13 protein-coding genes and 2 pseudogenes are annotated in these 18,996 nt (G+C 65.9%); 10 read left to right on the forward strand and 5 right to left on the reverse strand.

Going from position 1 to position 18,996, the window contains the following annotated elements; all coding sequences use genetic code 11:
• Window positions 1–2 precede the first annotated feature (2 nt).
• The 4 genes and pseudogenes from RX327_RS04195 to RX327_RS04210 all read right to left on the reverse strand — a co-directional run bounded on the left by RX327_RS04195 (window position 3) and on the right by RX327_RS04210 (window position 5,507).
• Entirely contained in the window at window positions 3–737 is a 735-nt protein-coding gene (locus tag RX327_RS04195) for a response regulator (RefSeq protein ID WP_317249554.1), read from the reverse strand.
• A pseudogene (locus tag RX327_RS04200) lies at window positions 734–2,480 on the reverse strand (DUF3369 domain-containing protein). The gene RX327_RS04195 and the pseudogene RX327_RS04200 overlap by 4 nt, the downstream one beginning before the upstream one ends.
• Window positions 2,450–4,516: a HAMP domain-containing sensor histidine kinase gene (locus RX327_RS04205; RefSeq protein WP_317251199.1), complete on the reverse strand. Its 2,067-nt coding sequence runs from the start codon at window positions 4,514–4,516 to the stop codon at window positions 2,450–2,452. The pseudogene RX327_RS04200 and the gene RX327_RS04205 overlap by 31 nt, the downstream one beginning before the upstream one ends.
• Before the next feature lie 34 nt (window positions 4,517–4,550).
• The gene (locus tag RX327_RS04210; protein ID WP_317249555.1) at window positions 4,551–5,507 is read right to left on the reverse strand and encodes a TRAP transporter substrate-binding protein; all 957 of its coding nucleotides are present in this window, start codon (window positions 5,505–5,507) and stop codon (window positions 4,551–4,553) included.
• Between the two features lie 309 nt (window positions 5,508–5,816).
• Here RX327_RS04210 and ugpB point away from each other — a divergent pair, with 309 nt between their 5' ends.
• From ugpB to RX327_RS04260, 10 genes are all read left to right on the forward strand, one after another.
• The gene (gene ugpB / locus RX327_RS04215; protein ID WP_410712173.1) at window positions 5,817–7,055 is read left to right on the forward strand and encodes a sn-glycerol-3-phosphate ABC transporter substrate-binding protein UgpB; all 1,239 of its coding nucleotides are present in this window, start codon (window positions 5,817–5,819) and stop codon (window positions 7,053–7,055) included.
• 252 nt (window positions 7,056–7,307) lie between these two features.
• A complete protein-coding gene (locus RX327_RS04220; RefSeq protein WP_317249557.1) occupies window positions 7,308–8,255 on the forward strand; it encodes an aminoglycoside 3'-phosphotransferase/choline kinase family protein in 948 nt (315 codons plus the stop codon).
• A gap of 247 nt (window positions 8,256–8,502) precedes the next feature.
• Window positions 8,503–10,125 (forward strand): ABC transporter substrate-binding protein, encoded by a 1,623-nt coding sequence (locus tag RX327_RS04225; RefSeq protein ID WP_317249558.1) that lies wholly within the window; start codon window positions 8,503–8,505, stop codon window positions 10,123–10,125.
• Between the two features lie 7 nt (window positions 10,126–10,132).
• Entirely contained in the window at window positions 10,133–11,146 is a 1,014-nt protein-coding gene (locus RX327_RS04230) for an ABC transporter permease (protein WP_317249559.1), read from the forward strand.
• A gap of 3 nt (window positions 11,147–11,149) precedes the next feature.
• A complete protein-coding gene (locus RX327_RS04235) occupies window positions 11,150–12,049 on the forward strand; it encodes an ABC transporter permease (protein ID WP_317249560.1) in 900 nt (299 codons plus the stop codon).
• Between the two features lie 324 nt (window positions 12,050–12,373).
• Complete coding sequence (locus RX327_RS04240) at window positions 12,374–14,200, forward strand: ABC transporter ATP-binding protein (RefSeq protein WP_317249561.1); 1,827 nt, start codon at window positions 12,374–12,376, stop codon at window positions 14,198–14,200.
• A gap of 69 nt (window positions 14,201–14,269) precedes the next feature.
• Window positions 14,270–14,449 carry a DUF4089 domain-containing protein gene (locus RX327_RS04245; protein WP_317249562.1) on the forward strand — a complete coding sequence of 60 codons (180 nt, stop codon included), beginning with the start codon at window positions 14,270–14,272 and terminating at the stop codon, window positions 14,447–14,449.
• Window positions 14,450–14,456: 7 nt separating this feature from the next.
• A complete protein-coding gene (locus RX327_RS04250; RefSeq protein ID WP_317249563.1) occupies window positions 14,457–15,854 on the forward strand; it encodes an AtzE family amidohydrolase in 1,398 nt (465 codons plus the stop codon).
• A 1-nt stretch (window position 15,855) separates the two neighbouring features.
• Window positions 15,856–16,248: an oxalurate catabolism protein HpxZ gene (hpxZ, locus tag RX327_RS04255; RefSeq protein WP_317249564.1), complete on the forward strand. Its 393-nt coding sequence runs from the start codon at window positions 15,856–15,858 to the stop codon at window positions 16,246–16,248.
• 42 nt (window positions 16,249–16,290) lie between these two features.
• Window positions 16,291–17,028 (forward strand): GntR family transcriptional regulator, encoded by a 738-nt coding sequence (locus tag RX327_RS04260; protein ID WP_317249565.1) that lies wholly within the window; start codon window positions 16,291–16,293, stop codon window positions 17,026–17,028.
• Window positions 17,029–17,080: 52 nt separating this feature from the next.
• Here the strand turns inward: RX327_RS04260 and atzF are convergent.
• A pseudogene (atzF, locus tag RX327_RS04265) lies at window positions 17,081–18,911 on the reverse strand (allophanate hydrolase).
• Between the last annotated feature and the right edge of the window lie 85 nt (window positions 18,912–18,996).

Genomic DNA, 18,996 nt, shown 5'->3' on the forward strand with positions numbered 1-18,996 from the left:
CGCTACGCCTTCTCGCCGGCCGGCGAAAACAGATAGCCGCCGCCGCGGATGGTGCGGATCACGGCCGGCTTGGCCGGGTCGGGCTCGATCTTGCGGCGGATGCGCATGATGCGGAGATCGACCGCGCGGTCGAAGGCCTCGGCGTCGCGCGCATTGGCCAATTCCAGCAGGCGCTCGCGCGACAGCACGCGTTTCGGATTGGCCGCGAACACCTTGAGGAGCCCGAACTCGGAGGCCGTCAGCGGATGCTCGTTGCCCTCGTCGTCGCGCAAGGCCTGCGCTTCGAGATCGAGCCATTTGGTGCCAAAGCGCACCAGCTGCTCCTTGTCCGATTTCGCCGCCGCCTCGGGCACTGCTGCCTTGGCCGGCACGCTCCGCCGCAGCACCGAGCGGATGCGCGCCATCAGCTCGCGCAGCTCGCAGGGCTTGGCCACGTAATCGTCGGCGCCGAGCTCGAGTCCGACGACGCGATCTATCGGGCTCGCGGTCGCCGTGAGCATGATCACCGGAACGTTGATGCGGCTCTTGAGGTCGCGAATGATCGAGAGCCCGTCTTCCTCGGGCATGTTGAGATCGAGCACGACGAGGTCGGGCATGCTGCCCTGGATCGCGGCGCGCAGGCTCTTGCCGCCGTCGCACAGCGTCACGGTGAAGCCGTGCATCTTGAGGTAATCGCCGACCATCTCCCGGGCCGGGGCCTCGTCGTCGACGATCAAGATATGCGGGTTCTGGCTCATGATGTCTCTGTCGCCGGCAGTGTAACCGTAAAGGTCGACCCCTGTCCGGGGCCCGGGCTCTGCGCGGTCACATGGCCGCCATGCATGTCGATGATACGCTTGACGATGGAGAGCCCAAGCCCCGTCGAGCTCTCGCCGGCGGTCGGTTTTGCCGACAGCCGCTGGAACCGGCCGAACAGGCGGCCGAGATCCTCCGGGCTGAGGCCGGGACCCTGGTCGGCGATCCGGATCACGGTGTCGTCGCCCTCATGGCTGACCGTGACTGTGATCTTGCCGCCGATCGGCGAATACTTGATGGCGTTGCTGACGAGGTTGTCGATCGCCTCGCGAATCCGGTCGGCGTCGCACATCGTGACGAATTGCTGCGGCCCCGAGACCGAGATGCTCTGCTGCTTGTTGACGGCCGAAGGCAAATTGGCTTCGGCGACCTCCTTGACCAGCGCGGCGACATCGACCGGCTCGCGGCGGATGGTGATGTCGAAGGCATCGGCCATCGCATCCGAGATCAGGTGATCGACCATCGTGGTCAGGCGCTTGGTGGCGTCGCGAATGTGGTCGACCTGGGACGTGACGTTTTCCTTCGGCGAGCCGGCGCCAATCAGTTCGGTCAGCATCTCGGTGCGGCCGAGGATGACCCCGAGCGGATTCTTCAGGTCGTGCGCGACGGTGCCCAGAATCTCGTTCTTGAAGCCGTTGGCGCGCTGCAGCCGCAGCCATTGCGCCGAGAGCCGGCGGTTGGCCTGCATCAGCGCGCGGGTGCGCTGGGCGACGCGGTCCTCGAGCTGGGTGTTGGCGTCCTGGAGCTGCTGGTAGAGGATCACGTTGTCGAAGGCGATCGAGAGCCGGCTGGAGAAGATCTCGACCAGCGACCGGTCGGTCTCCGACAGCTCGCGCTCGGCCTGGAGCAGCACCACGACCTCGCGGCCGCTTCCGGTGCGCAGATAGATCACGCTGCGGTGGTCGGCGAATTCGTTCTTGCGGCGCTGGAACGCGGCCTCGACCATCTCGCGCAGGTCGGGATCGAGCGCCTTCGACGTGGTGGTGCCGATGAAGCGGCTGTAGCAGCCGCTGCCGGCGAGCACCGAGAGCTCGGGATCGACGCCGCCATTGTCGCGCAGGACCAGGATGCCGGCGCAATCGACATTGAGCAGCGAGGCGAGCTGGGTCAGCACGCCCTCGGCGAGCCGCTGCATCGACTTGAAGTCGTACAGCGTCGAAGCGGCGTCGATGATGATCTCCAGCCCGCGCCGCGTCTGCACCATGCGCTCGAGCTGCTGATAGGAGCGCAGCGCCGCGGTCAGGGAGGTGAACAGCTTGTCGGCGGTGAGCTCGGTCTTGGCCTTGTAGTCGTTGATGTCGTACTGCACGATCACGCGCCGCTCCGGCGCCTGGCCGGGCTGGCCGGTGCGCAGGATGATGCGCACGGTCTCGTTCCTGATCTCGTTGCGGATGAACTCGACCAGTTCGAGGCCGGCGACGTCGGTCTCCATGATGACGTCGAGCAGCACGGCGGCGATGTCGGGGTTGTCCCGCATCAGCGTGCGGCCTTCGGCCGCAGAGTAGGCGGAGAGGATCTCCAGCGTCGAACCGTTGAGGCTGTAGTCGGACAGTGCGAAACGGGTGCCGTCATGCACGGCCGGATCGTCGTCGATGACGGCGATCTTCCACTTCCGGGCCGTTACTATCCTCCGACGCGGTACCGGTATCGTCGATCAGGTGGAGGACATCGTCCTGTTCGGCCATTGACTGCTTCCGTCGGCTGCTGCGTCAGCGATCGTGGGCTCGCCTTTGGCAGCCCCCTTGGCGACCCGGGGTATGATAATGCGAAAAGTGGTGCCTTGTCCCAGCTTGGATTCCAGCACCATGCGGCCGCCGAGCTGCTGGGTGACGAGGTTATAGACGATATGGAGGCCAAGTCCCGTGCCGCCTTCATTGCGCCGGGTGGTAAAGAAAGGGTCAAAGGCCTGGCGCTGCACGTCGGGGGTCATGCCGGCCCCGTCATCGGCGAAGCTGATCTCGACATCGTCGGCGCCGCGCCCGCGCGCCGAGATGGTGATGGTGCCGGAGCGGCCATCGGCAAAGGCATGATTGACGGCGTTGAGGAAAAGATTGGTTAAGATCTGCCCATAGGCGCCGGGATAGCCGTCGATCAAGAGCCCCTCGGGCACATCAACCGACAGCGCGATCGCGGCCTTCTTCAGCACCGGGCGCAGGCTGGCGATGATCTGGTCGGTGGCTTCGCTGAGCGAGAATTGCCGCCGCTCGATATGCGAGCGATCCACCGCAACCTGCTTGAACGACTGGATCAGCTCGCCGGCGCGCGTCAGGTTCGAGACCAGTTGCTGCGATGCATCACGCGAGGCGCGCACGAACTCGTCGAGCTTGGAGCGGCGCAGCGGCTCGGTCTTCAAATCGTTCTCGAAGATCTCGGTGCGCCGGGCCAAGCTGGAGGCCACCGTGAGGCTGATGCCGATCGGGTTGTTGACCTCGTGCGCGACGCCGGCAACCAGGCCGCCGAGCGCCGCCAGCCGTTCGGCATCGATCAAATTCTGCTGCGCGGTATTGAGCTCGAGCAGCGCGCTCTCGGCCTTCTCCTTGGACGCGCGCAGCTCGTCCTCGGTCTCGCGCTTGGCGATCGCGTTCTCGCGGAACACCTCCACCGCGCGCGCCATGGCGCCGACCTCGTCCTTGGCCGACGTGCCCTGCACCGGCCGGTCGAGGTCCCCCGAGGTGATGGTGCGCATCGCGGCCATGATCTGCGCCAGCGGCAGCCGGATCGACAGCGCGATCATGACGCCGGCCGACATGATGACGCCGAGGAAGATCACGGCAATCGACAGCACCCGGCGCGAGATCGAGGTCAGCGTCTTGTCGAAGGTCTCCTGCGCCTTCTGCTCGCGTTGGCGCATCTTGCTCGAGAGGTCGTCGATGGCGCCGATCGCCTCGGCCTGGCTGGCGTCGATGGTGTTGCGGAGCAGTTCGGTGCGGTTGGTGAGCTGCTCGCTGAGCTTGCCGAGCCCGTCGCGCAGCTCGGCGGTCTTGACCTTGAGCCGCGCCAGCGCCATGCGCTGCAGATCGTTTTCGGCCAGATCGGTCATGACGGGAATCGTCCGCTCGATCGTATCGATGTTGCGGCGGGCTTCCTCCGCCGACGAGGAGGCAAGCGAGAGATAGTAGGCGTTGGCGGCAACCAGCAGCGAGGTGAAGGCTTCGCGCGACTTGCCGAGCGCGGGCCAGATCAGCGCATCGCGATGGCCGGTCGCGCCCTCGATGATGGAGTAGAGGCCGGCCATGTCCCTGGCCGGGCCCTGCACCTGCTCCTCATAGGTCTTGGCGATCGTCGCCTGCACGCTGCGCAGCTCGCCGAAACCGTTGAGGAAGCGATCGGTGGTGCGCTCCAGCTCCTCGACCGAGCCCGACAGCATCGGGTCCTTGGCGGCGCGGTTGGTCAGCGTGCCCAGCACCGCCTCGCGCAGCAGGAGGATCTCGGCGAACAGGTCCGGGCTCGGCTGGTTGATATAGCGGTGGATCAGGTTCTGGAGGCGTCCGGTCTCGCTTTCAAGCAGCGCCAGGATCCGGTCGGACTCGCGCACCTGGCGCACGTCGTGCCAGGCCGAACCAAGCACCTGCGCGCCGTTCCAGATCAGTACCGCCAGCACGATCACGACCGCGGAGTTGAGCAGGGCGATCGAAAGGATGCGCCAGCGGATCGGGACCGCACGCAGCAACTGGACGATGCGGAAACGGCCCTGCGGCCCGAAGGCCGCCCGCCGTCGCACAGTCCCGTCCTGCTGTTGTGCGTCCAAGATCCGGTTACTCCATGTTGCGGATGCGCTCGATCAGCGCCGATATCGCAGGATCGCGCTCGGCCTCGGCGTAGATGCCGGCCATTGCGGCTTCGAACGGCTTGCGGTCGATGTCGGTCACGATCTTGACGCCGGCCAGCTCCGCCTGCTGGCGCGAGCGCTCCTCGAGCTCGCGCCACCTCTCGCGCATGTAGGCGCTGGAGCGTTGCGCGGCCTCGCGGAAGATCGTTTGCTCCTCCGGCGAGAGGCTGGCCCAGGCCTTTTGCGACATCAGCAGCACGTCCGGACTGAAAGTGTGCCGGGTCAGCGTGTAGTAGCCGGCATATTTATAGTGACCGGTGGTCACGAAGGACGGCCAGTTGTTCTCGGCGCCGTCGATCAGGTGGTTGGCAAGCCCGGTGAGCACCTGCCCGTAGGGCAGCTCGACCGGTTCGGCGCCGAGCGCGCGCATCATGTCCGACATCCGTTCGGATTGCTGCACGCGCACCCGCAGTCCCTTGAGGTCGTCGAGCGAACGCACCGGGCGCACGCTGTTATAGATCGAGCGGGCGCCGGAATCGTAGAAGGCCAGCCCGACGAAGCCGTGATCCCCGAGACTGTTCAGGATCTCGCTGCCGATCGGTCCATCCAGCACGGTTTGCAGGTGTTCGGGCGATCGAAACAGGAACGGCATTGCCAGCACGTTGACCGACGGCACCATTGTCCCGATCAGCGCGACATTGGTCCGGTTCAGGTCGATAGCGCCGGCCCGGGTCTGCTCCAGCGTCTCCTTCTCCTCACCGAGCTGGCGGGAATGGAAGACCACGATGCGGTGCCGGCCGGCAGTGCGTTCAGCGATCAGGCGGTCCATGTAATTCAGCGCCTGGACGGTCGGATAGTCCTCATTCTGGGTATCCGCGGTCCGGAATTCGCGCGCAAAAGCGCTCGCCGGGACCGCTGCCCATGACAGCGCGACGGCAAGCATCGTTATCCGCGAAAGGCCGGCGCGGCGGTACACAGGCTACTATTCCCCTTGTGATTTGTGTCCAGGGCGGGAAGAAAAGGTTCAACGCATTTTTAGCAGAATGGCGCTGGTTCGCCATCGGCCAAACGTTAAATCCGCGGTGCAACCTGCGGTGTCGGTTGAATCTGCGGTTGTAGCGCCTTATGAGGGCGTGTTGGCATCCGGGAACGGCTCGTCGTGAAGTTCGCTTTGAAGCTCGCCTTTAAGCTCCTGCACCTCGTCATCGCGGCTCTTCTGCTTGTGTCGCCGGCGCGAGCGGCCACCGAGATCATGTGGTGGCACGCCATGTCCGGCGAGCTCGGCCGGCAGCTCGACAAGCTCGCCTCCGACTTCAACGCCTCGCAGTCCGACTACCGGATCGTGCCGGCCTACAAGGGCAATTACACCGAGACGGTGACGGCCGCGATCTTCGCCTTCCGCTCCCGCAGCCAGCCGGCGATCGTCCAGGTCAACGAGGTCGCCACCGCCACCATGACTGCGGCCAAGGGCGCGATCTATCCGGTGTTCAGCCTGATGCGCGATCAATCCGAGGCGTTCGCGCCGTCGGCCTATCTGCCCGCGGTGGCCGGCTATTATGCCGATGTCGACGGCAACATGCTGTCGTTCCCCTTCAATGCCTCGACGCCGATCCTCTACTACAACAAGGATATGTTCCGCTCCGCCGGGCTCGATCCGAGTGTGCCGCCGAGGACCTGGCCGGAGCTCGGCGTCGTGGCCAAGCGGCTGCGCGCGGCGGGCGCGATGTGCGGCGTGACCACGTCATGGCCGTCCTGGATCAATGTCGAGAACTTCTCCGCCTTCCACAACCTGCCGATCGCAACCAAGGCCAACGGGTTTTCCGGGCTCGACGCCCAGCTGATCTTCAACAATCCGCTGGTGGTGCGCCACATCGCGCAGCTCGCGCAGTGGCAGGCCGACAAGACCTTCGACTACAGCGGCCGCGGGCAATCAGCCGAGCCGCGCTTCCAGAAGGGCGAATGCGGCATCTTCATTGGCTCCTCGGCGACGCGTGCCGACATCAAGGCGAATTCGAAGTTCGAGATCGGCTACGGCATGATGCCGTACTGGCCCGACGTGAAGGACGCGCCGCAGAACTCGATCATCGGCGGCGCCACGCTTTGGGTGCTGCGCGACCGTCCGCGCGCCGAATATGCCGGCGTGGCGAAGTTCTTCGCCTATCTGTCGCGGCCGGAGGTGCAGGCCACCTGGCACCAGAACACGGGCTACCTGCCGATCACCCGCGCCGCATTCGATCTGACCCGCGCGCAGGGTTTCTACGATCGCAATCCCGGCGCCTCGATCTCGATCGAGGAGGTGACGCTGAAGCCACCGACCGACAATTCGAAGGGCATCCGGCTCGGCTCGTTCGTCCTGATCCGCGACGTGATCGAGGAGGAGCTCGAGCAGGTGTTCGCCGGCAAGCGATCGGCGCAGGCCGCGATGGACAACGCCGTCGAGCGCGGCAACCGCCTCTTGCGCCAGTTCGAGCGCGCCAATCCGGACCGGTGAGGGAATGCGTTGTCTTACCTCCCCTTGAAAAGGGGAGGTCGCTTTGCTCGCCAGGGCAAAGCGGGTGGGGATCTGCTCTCTCCACGAGCGATCACGCCTGTGGCAGACCCCCATCCCGACCTTCCCCCTTTCAGGGGGAAGGAGAAGAGTTCGTAGCTCGGATGAAGCGAAGCGAAATCCGGGGCCGGTCTTTTAGGTGGCGCAGAATCCCGGATTGCGCTGCGCTGCATCCGGGCTACGATGACATCGCGAATGCCGCTTCCTCTCCTCACCGACTACGACAGCTACCGCGCCTGGCGCGGCGACACGTCGCGCTGGCTGCCGGTCGCGCGCGATATTGCTGACGGCCACGGGCTGTCGTGCTTCGCGCCGCACGTGTTCTCGACCGGCACCAATCTGGTGGTCGGGCTGGACGATGGCCTGATCCTCAAACTCTTCCCCCCGTTTCTGCGCCCGCAATTCGTGTCCGAGCGCGGCGCGCTTGCCGAGTTGCGCGGACGGCTCGGCATTCCGATTCCTGATCTTGTCGCGCAGGGCGAGCGTGACGGCTGGCCTTATCTCGTCATCACCCGCCTGTCCGGCACCGTCGGCTCGGAGGTCTGGCCATCGTTGTCGGAAGCCGAGCGCGAGCGCGTGCTCGCCGAGATCGGGGCCGTGATCGCCGAGGTGCAGCGCGTGCCGCCCGGCGGCTTGCTCGCGATCGAGCCGCGCTGGGAGGCCTTCATGCGCGGGCAGATCGCGCAGTGCCGGGCGCGGCACGAACGGCTCGGCCTGCCGGCGAAGTTCCTCACCTCGCTCGACGATCTGCTGCGTGACGCCACTCAGCTGATTCCGATGGATGCGCCGCCGGTGATCCTGATCGGCGAATACATTCCCGAGAATTTTCTGCTCGGGCGCCGGGCCGACGGCTGGCACGTTGCCGGCCTGTTCGACTTCGGCGACGTCCGGACGGGGTGGGACGAGTACGACCTGCTCGGTCCCAGCGCCTTCATGGCCGCCGGGCATCCGCGGCTTGTGCGCAGCCTGTTCGATGGCTTCGGCATCCCGCGCACCGAGGTGACGTTCACCCTGAAGCGGCGGCTGATGGCACTCCTGATGCTGCACTCCGCCAGCGATCCGCTCCGGCACATCTGCATCGCGGGCTGGCCGGACCGGGTCGATGATCTCGTGCAACTGCAGGAGCTGATCTGGCCGGATTAGCGCGCTTCAGCGCGCGGCCTTCATTGCCGGCCACAAAGCAAGCAGAAGCCATTTCTTGCTCATCTATTGAGCATATGGCCTGCCTTTGTATGCAATCGGCGATCTGAGATTTTGCCCGATCGCGATACCGGTTGGCGTTTTCTTTCGCCCCAGCAAGGCATTAGCAGGACATAAGGTTTCGTTAAGGGTTGGCACAATCCTTGCGATCCGAGTTCCAAGGCCATTCTCAAAGGCGTTGGAGCATCACATGAAGCGTCGCGACTTCCTCAAATCGGTGTCCGGACTGGCAGCGGGGGCGTTGGCGCCGACCGCACCCGCGATCTGGTCGCCGGCCAAGGCCGATGCCCGCTCGGAGACGCTGCTGATCGTCTCGGAGGGCGGCCCCAACAATCTCGACATCCACGGCGTCGGCACCAACGTGCCCGGCTACGAGGTGTCCTGGAATTGCTACGACCGCCTGATCAGCCACGAGATGAAGAGTGGCCCCGGCGGCGTGCCCTATTACGATCGCGACAAGTTCAAGGGCGAGCTCGCCGAGGACTTCAAGATCGACGACATGTCGGTCACCTTCAAGCTCAGGAAGAACGCCAAATTCCACGACGGCGCGCCGGTCACCGCCAAGGACGTGAAGTGGTCGCTCGACCGCGCCGTCAGCGTCGGCGGTTTCCCGACCTTCCAGATGAGCGCGGGTTCGCTGACCAAGCCCGAGCAGTTCGTCGTGATCGACGATCACACGGTACGCGTCGACTTCCTGAAGAAGGACAAGCTCACGATCCCCGATCTTGCCGTCATCGTGCCCTGCATCGTCAATTCCGAGCTGGTGAAGAAGAACGCCAGCGAGAAGGATCCCTGGGGTCTCGAGTTCACCAAGCAGCAGACCGCGGGCTCCGGCGCCTACAAGGTGGTGAAGTGGACCGCCGGCACCGAAGTGGTGATGGAGCGCAACGACGACTGGGTCGGCGGGCCTCTGCCGAAGATCAAGCGCGTGATCTGGCGCATGGTGCCGCAGGCCGGCAACCGCCGCGCGCTGCTCGAGCGCGGCGACGCCGACATCTCCTATGAGCTGCCGTTCAAGGATTTCCAGGAGATGAAGGCGAGCGGCAAGCTCAACGTGGTGTCGCTGCCGTTCTCGAACGGCATCCAGTATATCGGCATGAACGTGACCAAGCCGCCCTTCGACAATCCGAAGGTGCGGCAGGCGATGGCCTATGCGATGCCGTATCAGAAGATCATGGACGCCGTGCTGTTCGGGCTCGGCAATCCCATGTTCGGCGCGCCGAAGGACAAGCCGACCGAAGTCGCCTGGCCGCAGCCGCACAAGTTCAACACCGACATGGAGAAGGCGAAGGCGCTGCTGGCCGAGGCCGGCTACGCCAACGGCTTCGAGACCACGATCTCGTTCGACCTCAACTTCGCGGGCGTCAACGAGCCGCTCTGCGTGCTGGTGCAGGAATCGCTCGCCCAGCTCGGCATCAAGACCACCATCAACAAGGTGCCCGGCGCCAACTGGCGCACCGAGCTGAACAAGAAGGAGATGCCGCTCTTCACCAACGTGTTCTCGGGCTGGCTCGATTATCCCGAGTACTTCTTCTACTGGTGCTATCACGGCAACAATTCCGTCTTCAACACCATGAGCTACAAGTCGGCGGAGATGGACAAGCTGATCGATGGCGCGCGCACGGCCGCTGCGACCGGCGACACGGCGACCTACGACAAGGACGTGAAGGGCTTCGTCGATCTCGCCTACACCGACCTGCCGCGCATCCCGCTGTACCAGCCCTTCGTCAACGTCGCGATGCAGAAGAACATCAGCGGCTACCAATACTGGTTCCACCGCCGCCTGGATTATCGCGCGATGGCGAAGGGGTGAGACGCTCATGCTTGCGATGATCGGCAAGCGGTTGCTGTTCGCGATCCCCTCGCTGATCGGGGTCGTGATCGTGACGTTCCTTTTGACGCGTGCGCTGCCGGGTGATCCCGCGGCGTATTTTGCTGGCCCCGCGGCCACCAAGGAGGCGGTCGACCAGATCCGGAAGAAGCTCGGCTTCGACAAGCCGCTGATCGAGCAGTTCGTGCGCTACAGCACCGATCTCGCCCACGGCGATCTCGGCTCATCGCTCACCACGGGCCAGCCGGTCGCGGCCGAAATCCGCAACCGCCTGCCGGCGTCCGCCGAGTTGACCTTGCTTGGCCTTTTCGTCTCGATCGCGATCGCCATTCCGCTCGGCGTGCTCGCGGCAACCCGGCCGGGATCGTGGATCGACCATCTCTGCCGGGTGACGACGACGGCCGGCGTGTCGCTCCCCGTGTTCTTCACCGGCCTCGTGCTGGTCTACGTGTTCTATTTCCGGCTCGGCTGGTCGCCCGCGCCGCTCGGCCGTCTCGACGTGTTCTACAGCGCGCCGCCGACGGTGACCGGCTTTTACCTGATCGACACTCTGCTCGCGCGCGACGTCGAGGCATTCCGCTCGGCGCTGAGCCAGCTGATCCTGCCGGCGACGACGCTCGCGATCTTCTCGCTGGCGCCGATCGCGCGCATGACGCGCGCCTCGATGCTGGCGGTGCTCGCCAGCGAGTTCGTCCGCACCGCGCGCGCCAGCGGCCTGTCGCCCGCAACCGTGATCGTCACCTACGCCTTCCGCAACGCAATGCTGCCGGTCATCACCACGCTCAGCATGGTGTTCTCGTTCCTGCTGGGGGCCAACGTGCTGGTGGAGAAAGTCTTCGCCTGGCCCGGCATTGGCTCCTATGCCGTGGAAGCACTGATCTCGTCGGACTTCGCACCGGTGCAGGGTTTCGTGCTGACCATGGCGGTCATGTACGTGCTGCTCAACCTCGTGATCGACATTCTCTATGGCGTGATCGATCCGCGCGTCAGGCTGGAGGGCTAGAGCATGAGCACCGTAGCTCCAACCGTCGAACCCGCAGGTCCCGCCCGCACGTCGGGGCTTGCCGCGGCGTTGGAACAGACCCGCTACGTGCTCGGCGAGAACAAGGTTACGGGCTTCGCCTTTGCGCTGCTGATCCTGATCCTCGCCGCCGCGATCTTCGGCCCCTATGTGGTGCCGTACGATCCGCTCGCCTCCGACACCGCCGCGGCCCTGAAGCCGCCGTCGGCGGCGCACTGGTTCGGCACCGACCAGCTCGGGCGCGACATCTTCAGTCGCGTCATCGTCGCAACCCGGCTCGACGTCTTCATCGCGGTTGCCTCGGTGGCGCTGGTGTTCCTGATGGGCGGGCTCGCCGGCATCGCCGCCGGCTATTTCGGCGGCTGGACCGACCGTATCGTCGGCCGCATTGCCGATACCATCATGGCCTTCCCGCTGTTCGTGCTCGCCATGGGCATCGTCGCCGCGCTCGGCAACACCGTGCAGAACATCATCCTGGCGACCGCCATCGTCAACTTCCCGCTCTATGCCCGCGTGGCGCGTGCCGAAGCCAATGTCCGCCGCAACGCCGGTTTCGTGCAGGCGGCGCGCCTGTCGGGCAACGGCGAATTCCGTATCCTCCTGGTGCACATCCTGCCGAACATCATGCCGATCATGATCGTGCAGATGTCGCTGACCATGGGCTATGCCATCCTCAACGCCGCGGGCCTGTCCTTCATCGGCCTCGGCGTCCGCCCGCCGACGGCCGAATGGGGCATCATGGTCGCGGAGGGCGCGGGCTTCATGGTGTCAGGGGAATGGTGGATCGCACTATTCCCCGGCCTTGCCCTGATGATCGCCGTGTTCTGCTTCAACCTGCTCGGCGACGGCCTGCGCGACATCGTCGATCCCCAGCGGAGGACGTGACGATGATCTCCAGCCTGTGCCACCTCTTCCTTCGCCTCGCCCCGCCTGCGGGGAGAGGCCGGATCGCATGGAATGCGATCCGGGTGAGGGGGAGTCTCCGCGAACTCCTCGGCCAGTTGAGTTCGCTGCTAGAGGCCCCTCACCCTAGCCCTCTAAGAGCGAGCTTCGCTCGTCTCGACCCCGTAAGAACGGGGAGAGGAAACAAAGCGCGTCAGCGGAGAACATGATGCCTGTCCCGGTCCGGTATCATGTTACTGCTCCACTGCTTTGCATGGGGTTGTTTTGCGGATTTTTGGATGACGCACCCCACGAGGAGGAGTGCGCATGACCGCGCAGCCCCTGCTCGACGTGAAGGACCTCACGGTCGAATTCACCACCCGTCGCGGCATCGTCAAAGCCGTACAGCACGTCAATATCTCCGTCGCCAGGGGCGAGACGCTCGCCATCGTCGGCGAGTCCGGCTCCGGCAAGTCGGTGACCTCCTATGCCGTGATGCGCATCCTCGACCGTGCCGGGCGGATCGCCGAGGGCTCGGTGATGTTCTCCGGCATCGACGTGAAGGCCGCGACCGAAGACCAGATGCGCGACCTCCGCGGCCGCGAAGTCTCGATGATCTTCCAGAACCCGCGCGCGGCGCTCAATCCGATCCGGAAAGTCGGCGACCAGATCGAGGACGTGCTGCGCACCCATGTGCAGCAGGCCCAGGTGGCCGATCACGGCGAGAAGGCGATCGAGGCGCTGGAGCAGGTCAAGATCGCCCGCCCGCGCGAGCGCTACCACGCCTATCCCTTCGAGCTCTCGGGCGGCATGTGCCAGCGCGTCGTCATCGCGCTCGCGCTCGCCTGCAATCCGCAGCTCCTGATCGCCGACGAGCCGACCACCGGGCTCGACGTCACCACGCAGAAGGCGGTGATGGATCTGATCGTCGAGCTGACGAAGCGCCGCGCGATGTCGACGATCCTGATCACGCATGACCTCGGCCTGGCCGCCGCCTATTGCGACCGCGTCGTCGTGATGGAGAAGGGCCGCGTGGTCGAAACCGCGAAAGCCGCCGACATCTTCGCCAATCCGCAGCACCCCTACACCAAGAAGCTGATGCGCGCGACGCCGCGGCTCGGGGTGTCGCTACGGGATCTGTTGCCGGAGGAGGATCCTCTCGCCTCTCCCCGCTTGCGGGGAGAGGCCGACACGCTCGGCAGCGCACTTGCGCGCCAGAGCGTGGCGGGTGAGGGGGGCTCTCCGCGGGTCGTGCCCGCGGATCCGGCCCCTCACCCCAACCCTTTCCCCGTAAAGAACGAGGAGAGGGGGCCGATAGAGCCCCTCCTATCAGTCGACAAGCTGGTCAAGGAATATCCCCGCCAGGGCGCGACCGCCACGCTCGGAAAACTGTTCCGCCGCAAGCCGCCGGTCGAGCCCGACGTGTTCCGCGCCGTCGACGGCATCAGCTTCTCGATCGGCCATGGCGAGAGCGTCGGCCTCGTCGGCGAATCCGGCTGCGGCAAATCGACGACGTCGATGATGGTGATGCGCCTGCTCGACCAGACCTCCGGCCGCATCATGTTCGACGGCGAGGACGTCGGCGGCATCGCACCGCAGTCGTTCGCGCGGCTGCCGCAGCGCAGCCGTATCCAGATGGTGTTCCAGGATCCGACCGACAGCCTCAACCCGCGCTTCACCGCCGCGCGCGCCATCGCCGACCCGATCATGCAACTGGGTGACATCAAGGGGCGCGACGCGCTCCGCGCCCGCTGCGAGGAACTGGCCACCATGGTCGGCCTGCCGCACAATCTGCTCGACCGCTTCCCGCACCAGCTCTCCGGCGGCCAGAAGGCCCGCGTCGGCATCGCCCGGGCCATCGCCCTGCATCCGAAGCTGGTCATCCTGGACGAGCCGACGGCGGCGCTGGACGTCTCGGTCCAGGCCGTGGTGCTCAATCTGCTGCAGGACCTCAAGCAGTCGATGGGCATGAGCTATTTGTTCGTGTCGCACGACCTCAACGTCGTGCGCCTGCTGTGCGATCGCGTCATCGTGATGCGCGCCGGCCGCATCGTGGAGCAGGGTGCATCCGAACACGTCTTGGGCAATCCGCAGGATGCCTATACAAGGGAGCTGCTGACGGCGATTCCGCATCCGCCTCTGCCGGCGTCTTGACACATGATCCGGAAAAGTGGGGACCGGTTTTCCGAATGGATCATGCGCAAAATCGTTATTGGGAGCGAAATGACCGATCATCTCGACGACTATATGAACGCCGTTGCCCGCGCGATGGCGTTGCCGCTGGAGGAGGCCTGGAGGCCCGCGGTGCGCGCCAACCTCGAGGTCTCGCTGCGGCTCGCCCGCCTCGTCGACGAATTCGCGCTGCCGGACGACGTCGTGTCGGCCGCCGTCTATTCGACCTGAGACGGCGATGTCCGAAACTCCCGTTCCCATGTCGGCCGCCGAGATCGCGCAGGCCGTATCGAGCCGCAAGATCACGGCTCTTGCTGCGACCGAGGCTGCGCTGGCGCGGATCGCGGCGCATGACAAGGTGCTCAATGCCTTCACCGACGTCACCGCCGATCGCGCGCGTGCCAGGGCCAGCGCGGTCGATGCCGCGATCGCCGCCGGTCAACCGGTCGGCCCGCTCGCCGGCGTGCCGTTCGCGGTGAAGAACCTGTTCGACGTCGCAGGCCTGCCCACCCGCGCGGGCTCGAAGATCAACCGCGACCTCGCACCCGCCAAGCGTGATGCGGCGCTGATCGAGCGGATGGAAGCGGCCGGCGCGGTCCTCGTCGGCGCGCTCAACATGGGCGAATACGCCTACGACTTCACCGGCGAGAACGTCCACGACGGCCCCTCGCGCAATCCGCATGACACCACGCGGATGAGCGGCGGTTCGTCGGGCGGCTCGGGCAGCGCCGTCGGCGGCGCGCTGGTTCCGCTCGCGCTGGGCTCCGACACCAACGGCTCGATCCGCGTGCCGTCGTCGTTCTGCGGCATCTTTGGCCTGAAGCCGACCTACGGCCGGCTGTCGCGGGCGCGGTCGTTCCCGTTCGTGGCGAGCCTCGATCATCTCGGCCCGTTCGCGCGCTCCGTCACCGATCTCGCGCTCGCCTATGACGTGATGCAGGGACCTGATGCCGATGATCCCGCCTGCATTGTGCAGTCGGTCGAGCCGACCTTGCCGTTGCTTGCCAATGATATTGGCGGGCTGCGAGTTGCGATCGCCGGCGGCTATTTCCAGCAGAACCTGTTTCAGGAGGCGACAGAGGCAGTCGCGCGCGTCGCGAAGGCGCTCGGTGCCACGCGGACCGTGGAGATTCCCGAAGCGGCACGCGCCCGCGCTGCGGCCTACATCATCACCACGACCGAGGGTGCCGCGCTGCATCTCGATCGCCTGCGCAAGCGTCCCAACGATTTCGATCCGGCGGTGCGCGACCGTCTCATTGCGGGCGCGATGATTCCGGCGGTCTATGTCGACAAGGCGCAAAAATTCCGCCGCTGGTATCGCGCGAAGGTGCTGGAGCTGTTCCAGTCGGTCGATGTGATCCTGGCGCCGGCGACGCCGTGCACCGCGCCGAGGATCGGTCAGGCCAGTTTCAACCTCGACGGCGTCGAGTTGCCGGTCCGCGCCAATATCGGCATCCACACCCAGCCGATCTCGTTCATCGGCCTGCCGGTCGTTGCAGTGCCGGTGCCGCTCGAGCCGCTGCCGATCGGCGTGCAGATCATCTGTGCGCCCTGGCGCGAGGACATCGCGCTGCGGGTTGCCTATGCGCTGGAACAGATGGGCGTTGCGGCCGCGCCGGCGCCGAGAGGACTCTGATATGGAAATCGATCTTCCTGATGTGGTCGCCGAGGTCACGGCGCAGTTTGAGCGCTACGAGAAGGCGCTGGTGTCGAACGACGTCGCGGTGCTCGACGAGCTCTTCCACGACGACCGCCGTACGCTGCGTTACGGCATTGGCGAGAACCTCTATGGCTATGCCGAGATCATGGCGTTTCGCGCCGGACGCTCGCCGGTCGGGCTGATGCGCAAAATCGAGCGGACGGTGATCACGACCTATGGCCGCGACACCGCGATCGCCTCGACGCTGTTCTACCGGGACAGCGCACCGAGTAGAGTGGGCCGGCAGATGCAGACGTGGATTCGCTTCCCGGAGGGCTGGCGCGTCGTCGCGGCCCATGTCAGCATCATCGACGAGCCCAAGAGCGTCTGAACAAGGGGGCTTTGCAAGGGTGATTGAAAGGGCGCTTCAGCCATGAGCCTGGACGATCTTCCGACCCGCGCGCCGCAACCGCCGGGCACCGAGTCCGAGCCGGCGCTGCGCCGCATCGATCGGCCGTCGTCGCTGGTCGAGAAGGTCACGCGTGCCGAGGAGCTGCGTCTTCAACTTGCCGACGAGATCGTGCGCGGAATGCTGGCGCCGGGCTCGGGGCTCGATGAGACCGACCTTGCGCGCCGCTTCAAGGTCTCGCGCACCCCGGTGCGCGAAGCGCTGCGGCAGCTTGCCGCCAGCGGCCTGATCGATGCCCGCGCGCATCGCGGCGCCGTGGTGGCGCGGCCCTCGCTTGAACGGCTCACCGGTATGTTCGAGGCGATGGCGGAGCTCGAGGCGTTGTGCGCAGGCCTTGCCGCCGAACGCATGTCGGCGGCCGAGCGTCACGGCCTGGAGGCCATCCACGAGGAGCTGCGGGTGCTGAGCTACACCGGCAATCCCGAGCGCTTCCACGAGGTCAACGAGCGCTTCCACAACGCGATCTATACCGGTTCGCAGAACGGCTACATCGCCGAGATCACGCTCGCCACCCGCGTCCGGGTTCAGCCGTTTCGCCGCGCCCAGTTCCGCAATCTCGGCCGCCTCGCCAAGTCGCATGCCGAGCACGACCGCGTCGTCGTCGCCATCATGCGCGGCGACAAGCAAGGTGCGGCAGCGGCGATGCGCGCGCATATCGAATTGGTGCGCGGGGAGTACGAGATCTACGCGGTGTCGGTGTAGCTTCTTCTTACCTCGCCCGCTTGCGCGGCGAGGTAACGCACTTCCGCGGCGGTTATGCCTTCGCCTTCTCCGCCATGAATGCGCGCCAGCCGCCATAGGATGAAATATCCTTGGCGTCATGGATCGCGGCCGGCTCGACGATGAAGCCCTTGGCCTGCCGTCCGTCGGCGAGCCTGATCGTACCGATCGACAGCGGCGGCGGGATCGCGGCGACGAACTTTCCGAATGCTGCCGGTGACATCGCCCACAGCTCGAGCTTGATCGATGCGCCGGCACCGGCCTCGATGCGCAGCATGCCGGGTTTGGGCGGCGTGGTGTCGAGTGCGTAGAGCTTGTAGTCCGGTGCGGTGACCGCTTCTTCAAGCAGGCGCGCATCGAGCGTCGTCAGCTCGTGGTTCAGCGCCATGCCGGAAAGATGCGCGCCGACCACCGCGATCGTGATCTCGCTGGATGCAGCCTGCGCTGGCACGGCGGCGAGCGGCGGTTGTGGCAGCGACTTGGCGCCGAGGGTAAGTCCGGTGTCGGCATGGAACACGCGGCCGATGCTCGCAAGCTCCGCGTCGCGGCCGGCGGGCGCGAGCAGCGTGATGCCGAACGGCGCGCCGTCGGGCCGCATCGCGGCCGGCAGCGCCAGGCCACACAGGTCGAGCAGGTTGACGAAATTGGTGTAGGTGCCGAGACGGCTGTTGAGCTCGATCGGGTTGGCGAGCACGTCAGCGGTGGAATAGACGGTCGGGGCGGTCGGCAGTACGATAGCATCGAGTTGCGCAAGGCTGCGCTCGGCGACGCGGCGCAGCGCCTCGAGGCGGTACAGCGCAGAAAAAGTGTCCGCGGCCGTGGGGCGCGATCCGGCGGCGGTGATCTCGCGCGTCACCGGATGGATCGTGTCGGGCGCGGAGGCGAGCAGGTTCTTGATCACGAGATAGCGCTCGGCGACCCAGGGCCCCTCATACAGCAGCCGCGCCGTCTCGTAGAACGGCTCGAGGTCGAACTCGACCAGATCGGCGCCGAGCGCCTGCCAGCGCTTGCACGCCTCGCCATAGGCCTTCTCGGCCTCATGATCGCCGAAGAATTTCAACTGGCCGGTTTGGGGAACGCCGAGCTTTGGCTTCGCCGGAAAGCTCGCCAGCGGGGCCATCGGCCGGTCGCGTGAGTACGGATCGGAGTGATCCGGCCCGGACATGACGGCGAGCGCCGCCAGCGCGTCGTCGACGGTGAGCGAGAAGATCGAGATGCAGTCGAGCGTGCGGCAGGCCGGCACCAGACCCGCGGTCGAGATCATGCCGAGGCTCGGCTTCAGGCCGACGATGTTGTTGAGCATCGCCGGCACGCGGCCGGAGCCGGCGGTGTCGGTGCCGAGCGACAGCGGCACCAGCCCGGCGCCGACGGCGACCGCCGAGCCCGAGCTCGAGCCGCCCGGCACCAGATCGCCGCGTACCGGGTTCTTGGGAATGCCGTAGGGCGAACGGACGCCGACGAGACCGGTTGCGAACTGGTCGAGATTGGTCTTGCCGATGATGATGGCGCCGGCGGCGCGCAGTTTCGCGCTCCACGGCGGTCGAATCGTGCGCCGGCGTGTACGAGAAGGCCGGGCAAGCGGCCGTGGTCGGAAAGCCCAGCGCGTCGATATTGTCCTTCACCGCGACCGGCACGCCATAGAGCGGCAATCTCGTCGCGAGACGTTCGGCCTCCGCGATCGCGTCCTTCTCGTCGCGCAGGCTGATGAACACGGCGGGGTCATTGTGGTCGCGGATGCGCTGATAGCTGCGCGCCACGGTTTGGGCCGGCGTCATGGTCCCGGCGCGGTGCGCGGCGACGATCGCGGCGACAGTTTCAGTCACGTGCTTGGCCTCATCTCGTGAGCGGGAGGCGTCGGACGCCATCCGCAAGGGAATCGCAGCCTGACCGAAGCAAGCAATATGCCATTGTGTACAATTCGCTCGCGTCCGCCGCGAGACGGATTATTGC

This window comes from Bradyrhizobium sp. BEA-2-5 (assembly GCF_032918025.1).
GTDB classification, from domain to species: Bacteria; Pseudomonadota; Alphaproteobacteria; order Rhizobiales; family Xanthobacteraceae; genus Bradyrhizobium; species Bradyrhizobium pachyrhizi.

Bases quoted from the DNA above. Each gene is read 5' to 3' on its own strand.
- RX327_RS04230 (WP_317249559.1), top strand. From the start codon at position 10,133: ATGCTTGCGATGATCGGCAAGCGGTTGCTGTTCGCGATCCCCTCGCTG.
- RX327_RS04250 (WP_317249563.1), top strand. From the start codon at position 14,457: ATGTCCGAAACTCCCGTTCCCATGTCGGCCGCCGAGATCGCGCAGGCC.
- ugpB (WP_410712173.1), top strand. From the start codon at position 5,817: ATGTGGTGGCACGCCATGTCCGGCGAGCTCGGCCGGCAGCTCGACAAG.
- RX327_RS04220 (WP_317249557.1), top strand. From the start codon at position 7,308: ATGCCGCTTCCTCTCCTCACCGACTACGACAGCTACCGCGCCTGGCGC.
- RX327_RS04235 (WP_317249560.1), top strand. From the start codon at position 11,150: ATGAGCACCGTAGCTCCAACCGTCGAACCCGCAGGTCCCGCCCGCACG.
- hpxZ (WP_317249564.1), top strand. From the start codon at position 15,856: ATGGAAATCGATCTTCCTGATGTGGTCGCCGAGGTCACGGCGCAGTTT.
- RX327_RS04195 (WP_317249554.1), bottom strand. From the start codon at position 737: ATGAGCCAGAACCCGCATATCTTGATCGTCGACGACGAGGCCCCGGCC.
- RX327_RS04245 (WP_317249562.1), top strand. From the start codon at position 14,270: ATGACCGATCATCTCGACGACTATATGAACGCCGTTGCCCGCGCGATG.
- RX327_RS04225 (WP_317249558.1), top strand. From the start codon at position 8,503: ATGAAGCGTCGCGACTTCCTCAAATCGGTGTCCGGACTGGCAGCGGGG.
- RX327_RS04210 (WP_317249555.1), bottom strand. From the start codon at position 5,507: ATGCTTGCCGTCGCGCTGTCATGGGCAGCGGTCCCGGCGAGCGCTTTT.
- RX327_RS04240 (WP_317249561.1), top strand. From the start codon at position 12,374: ATGACCGCGCAGCCCCTGCTCGACGTGAAGGACCTCACGGTCGAATTC.
- RX327_RS04260 (WP_317249565.1), top strand. From the start codon at position 16,291: ATGAGCCTGGACGATCTTCCGACCCGCGCGCCGCAACCGCCGGGCACC.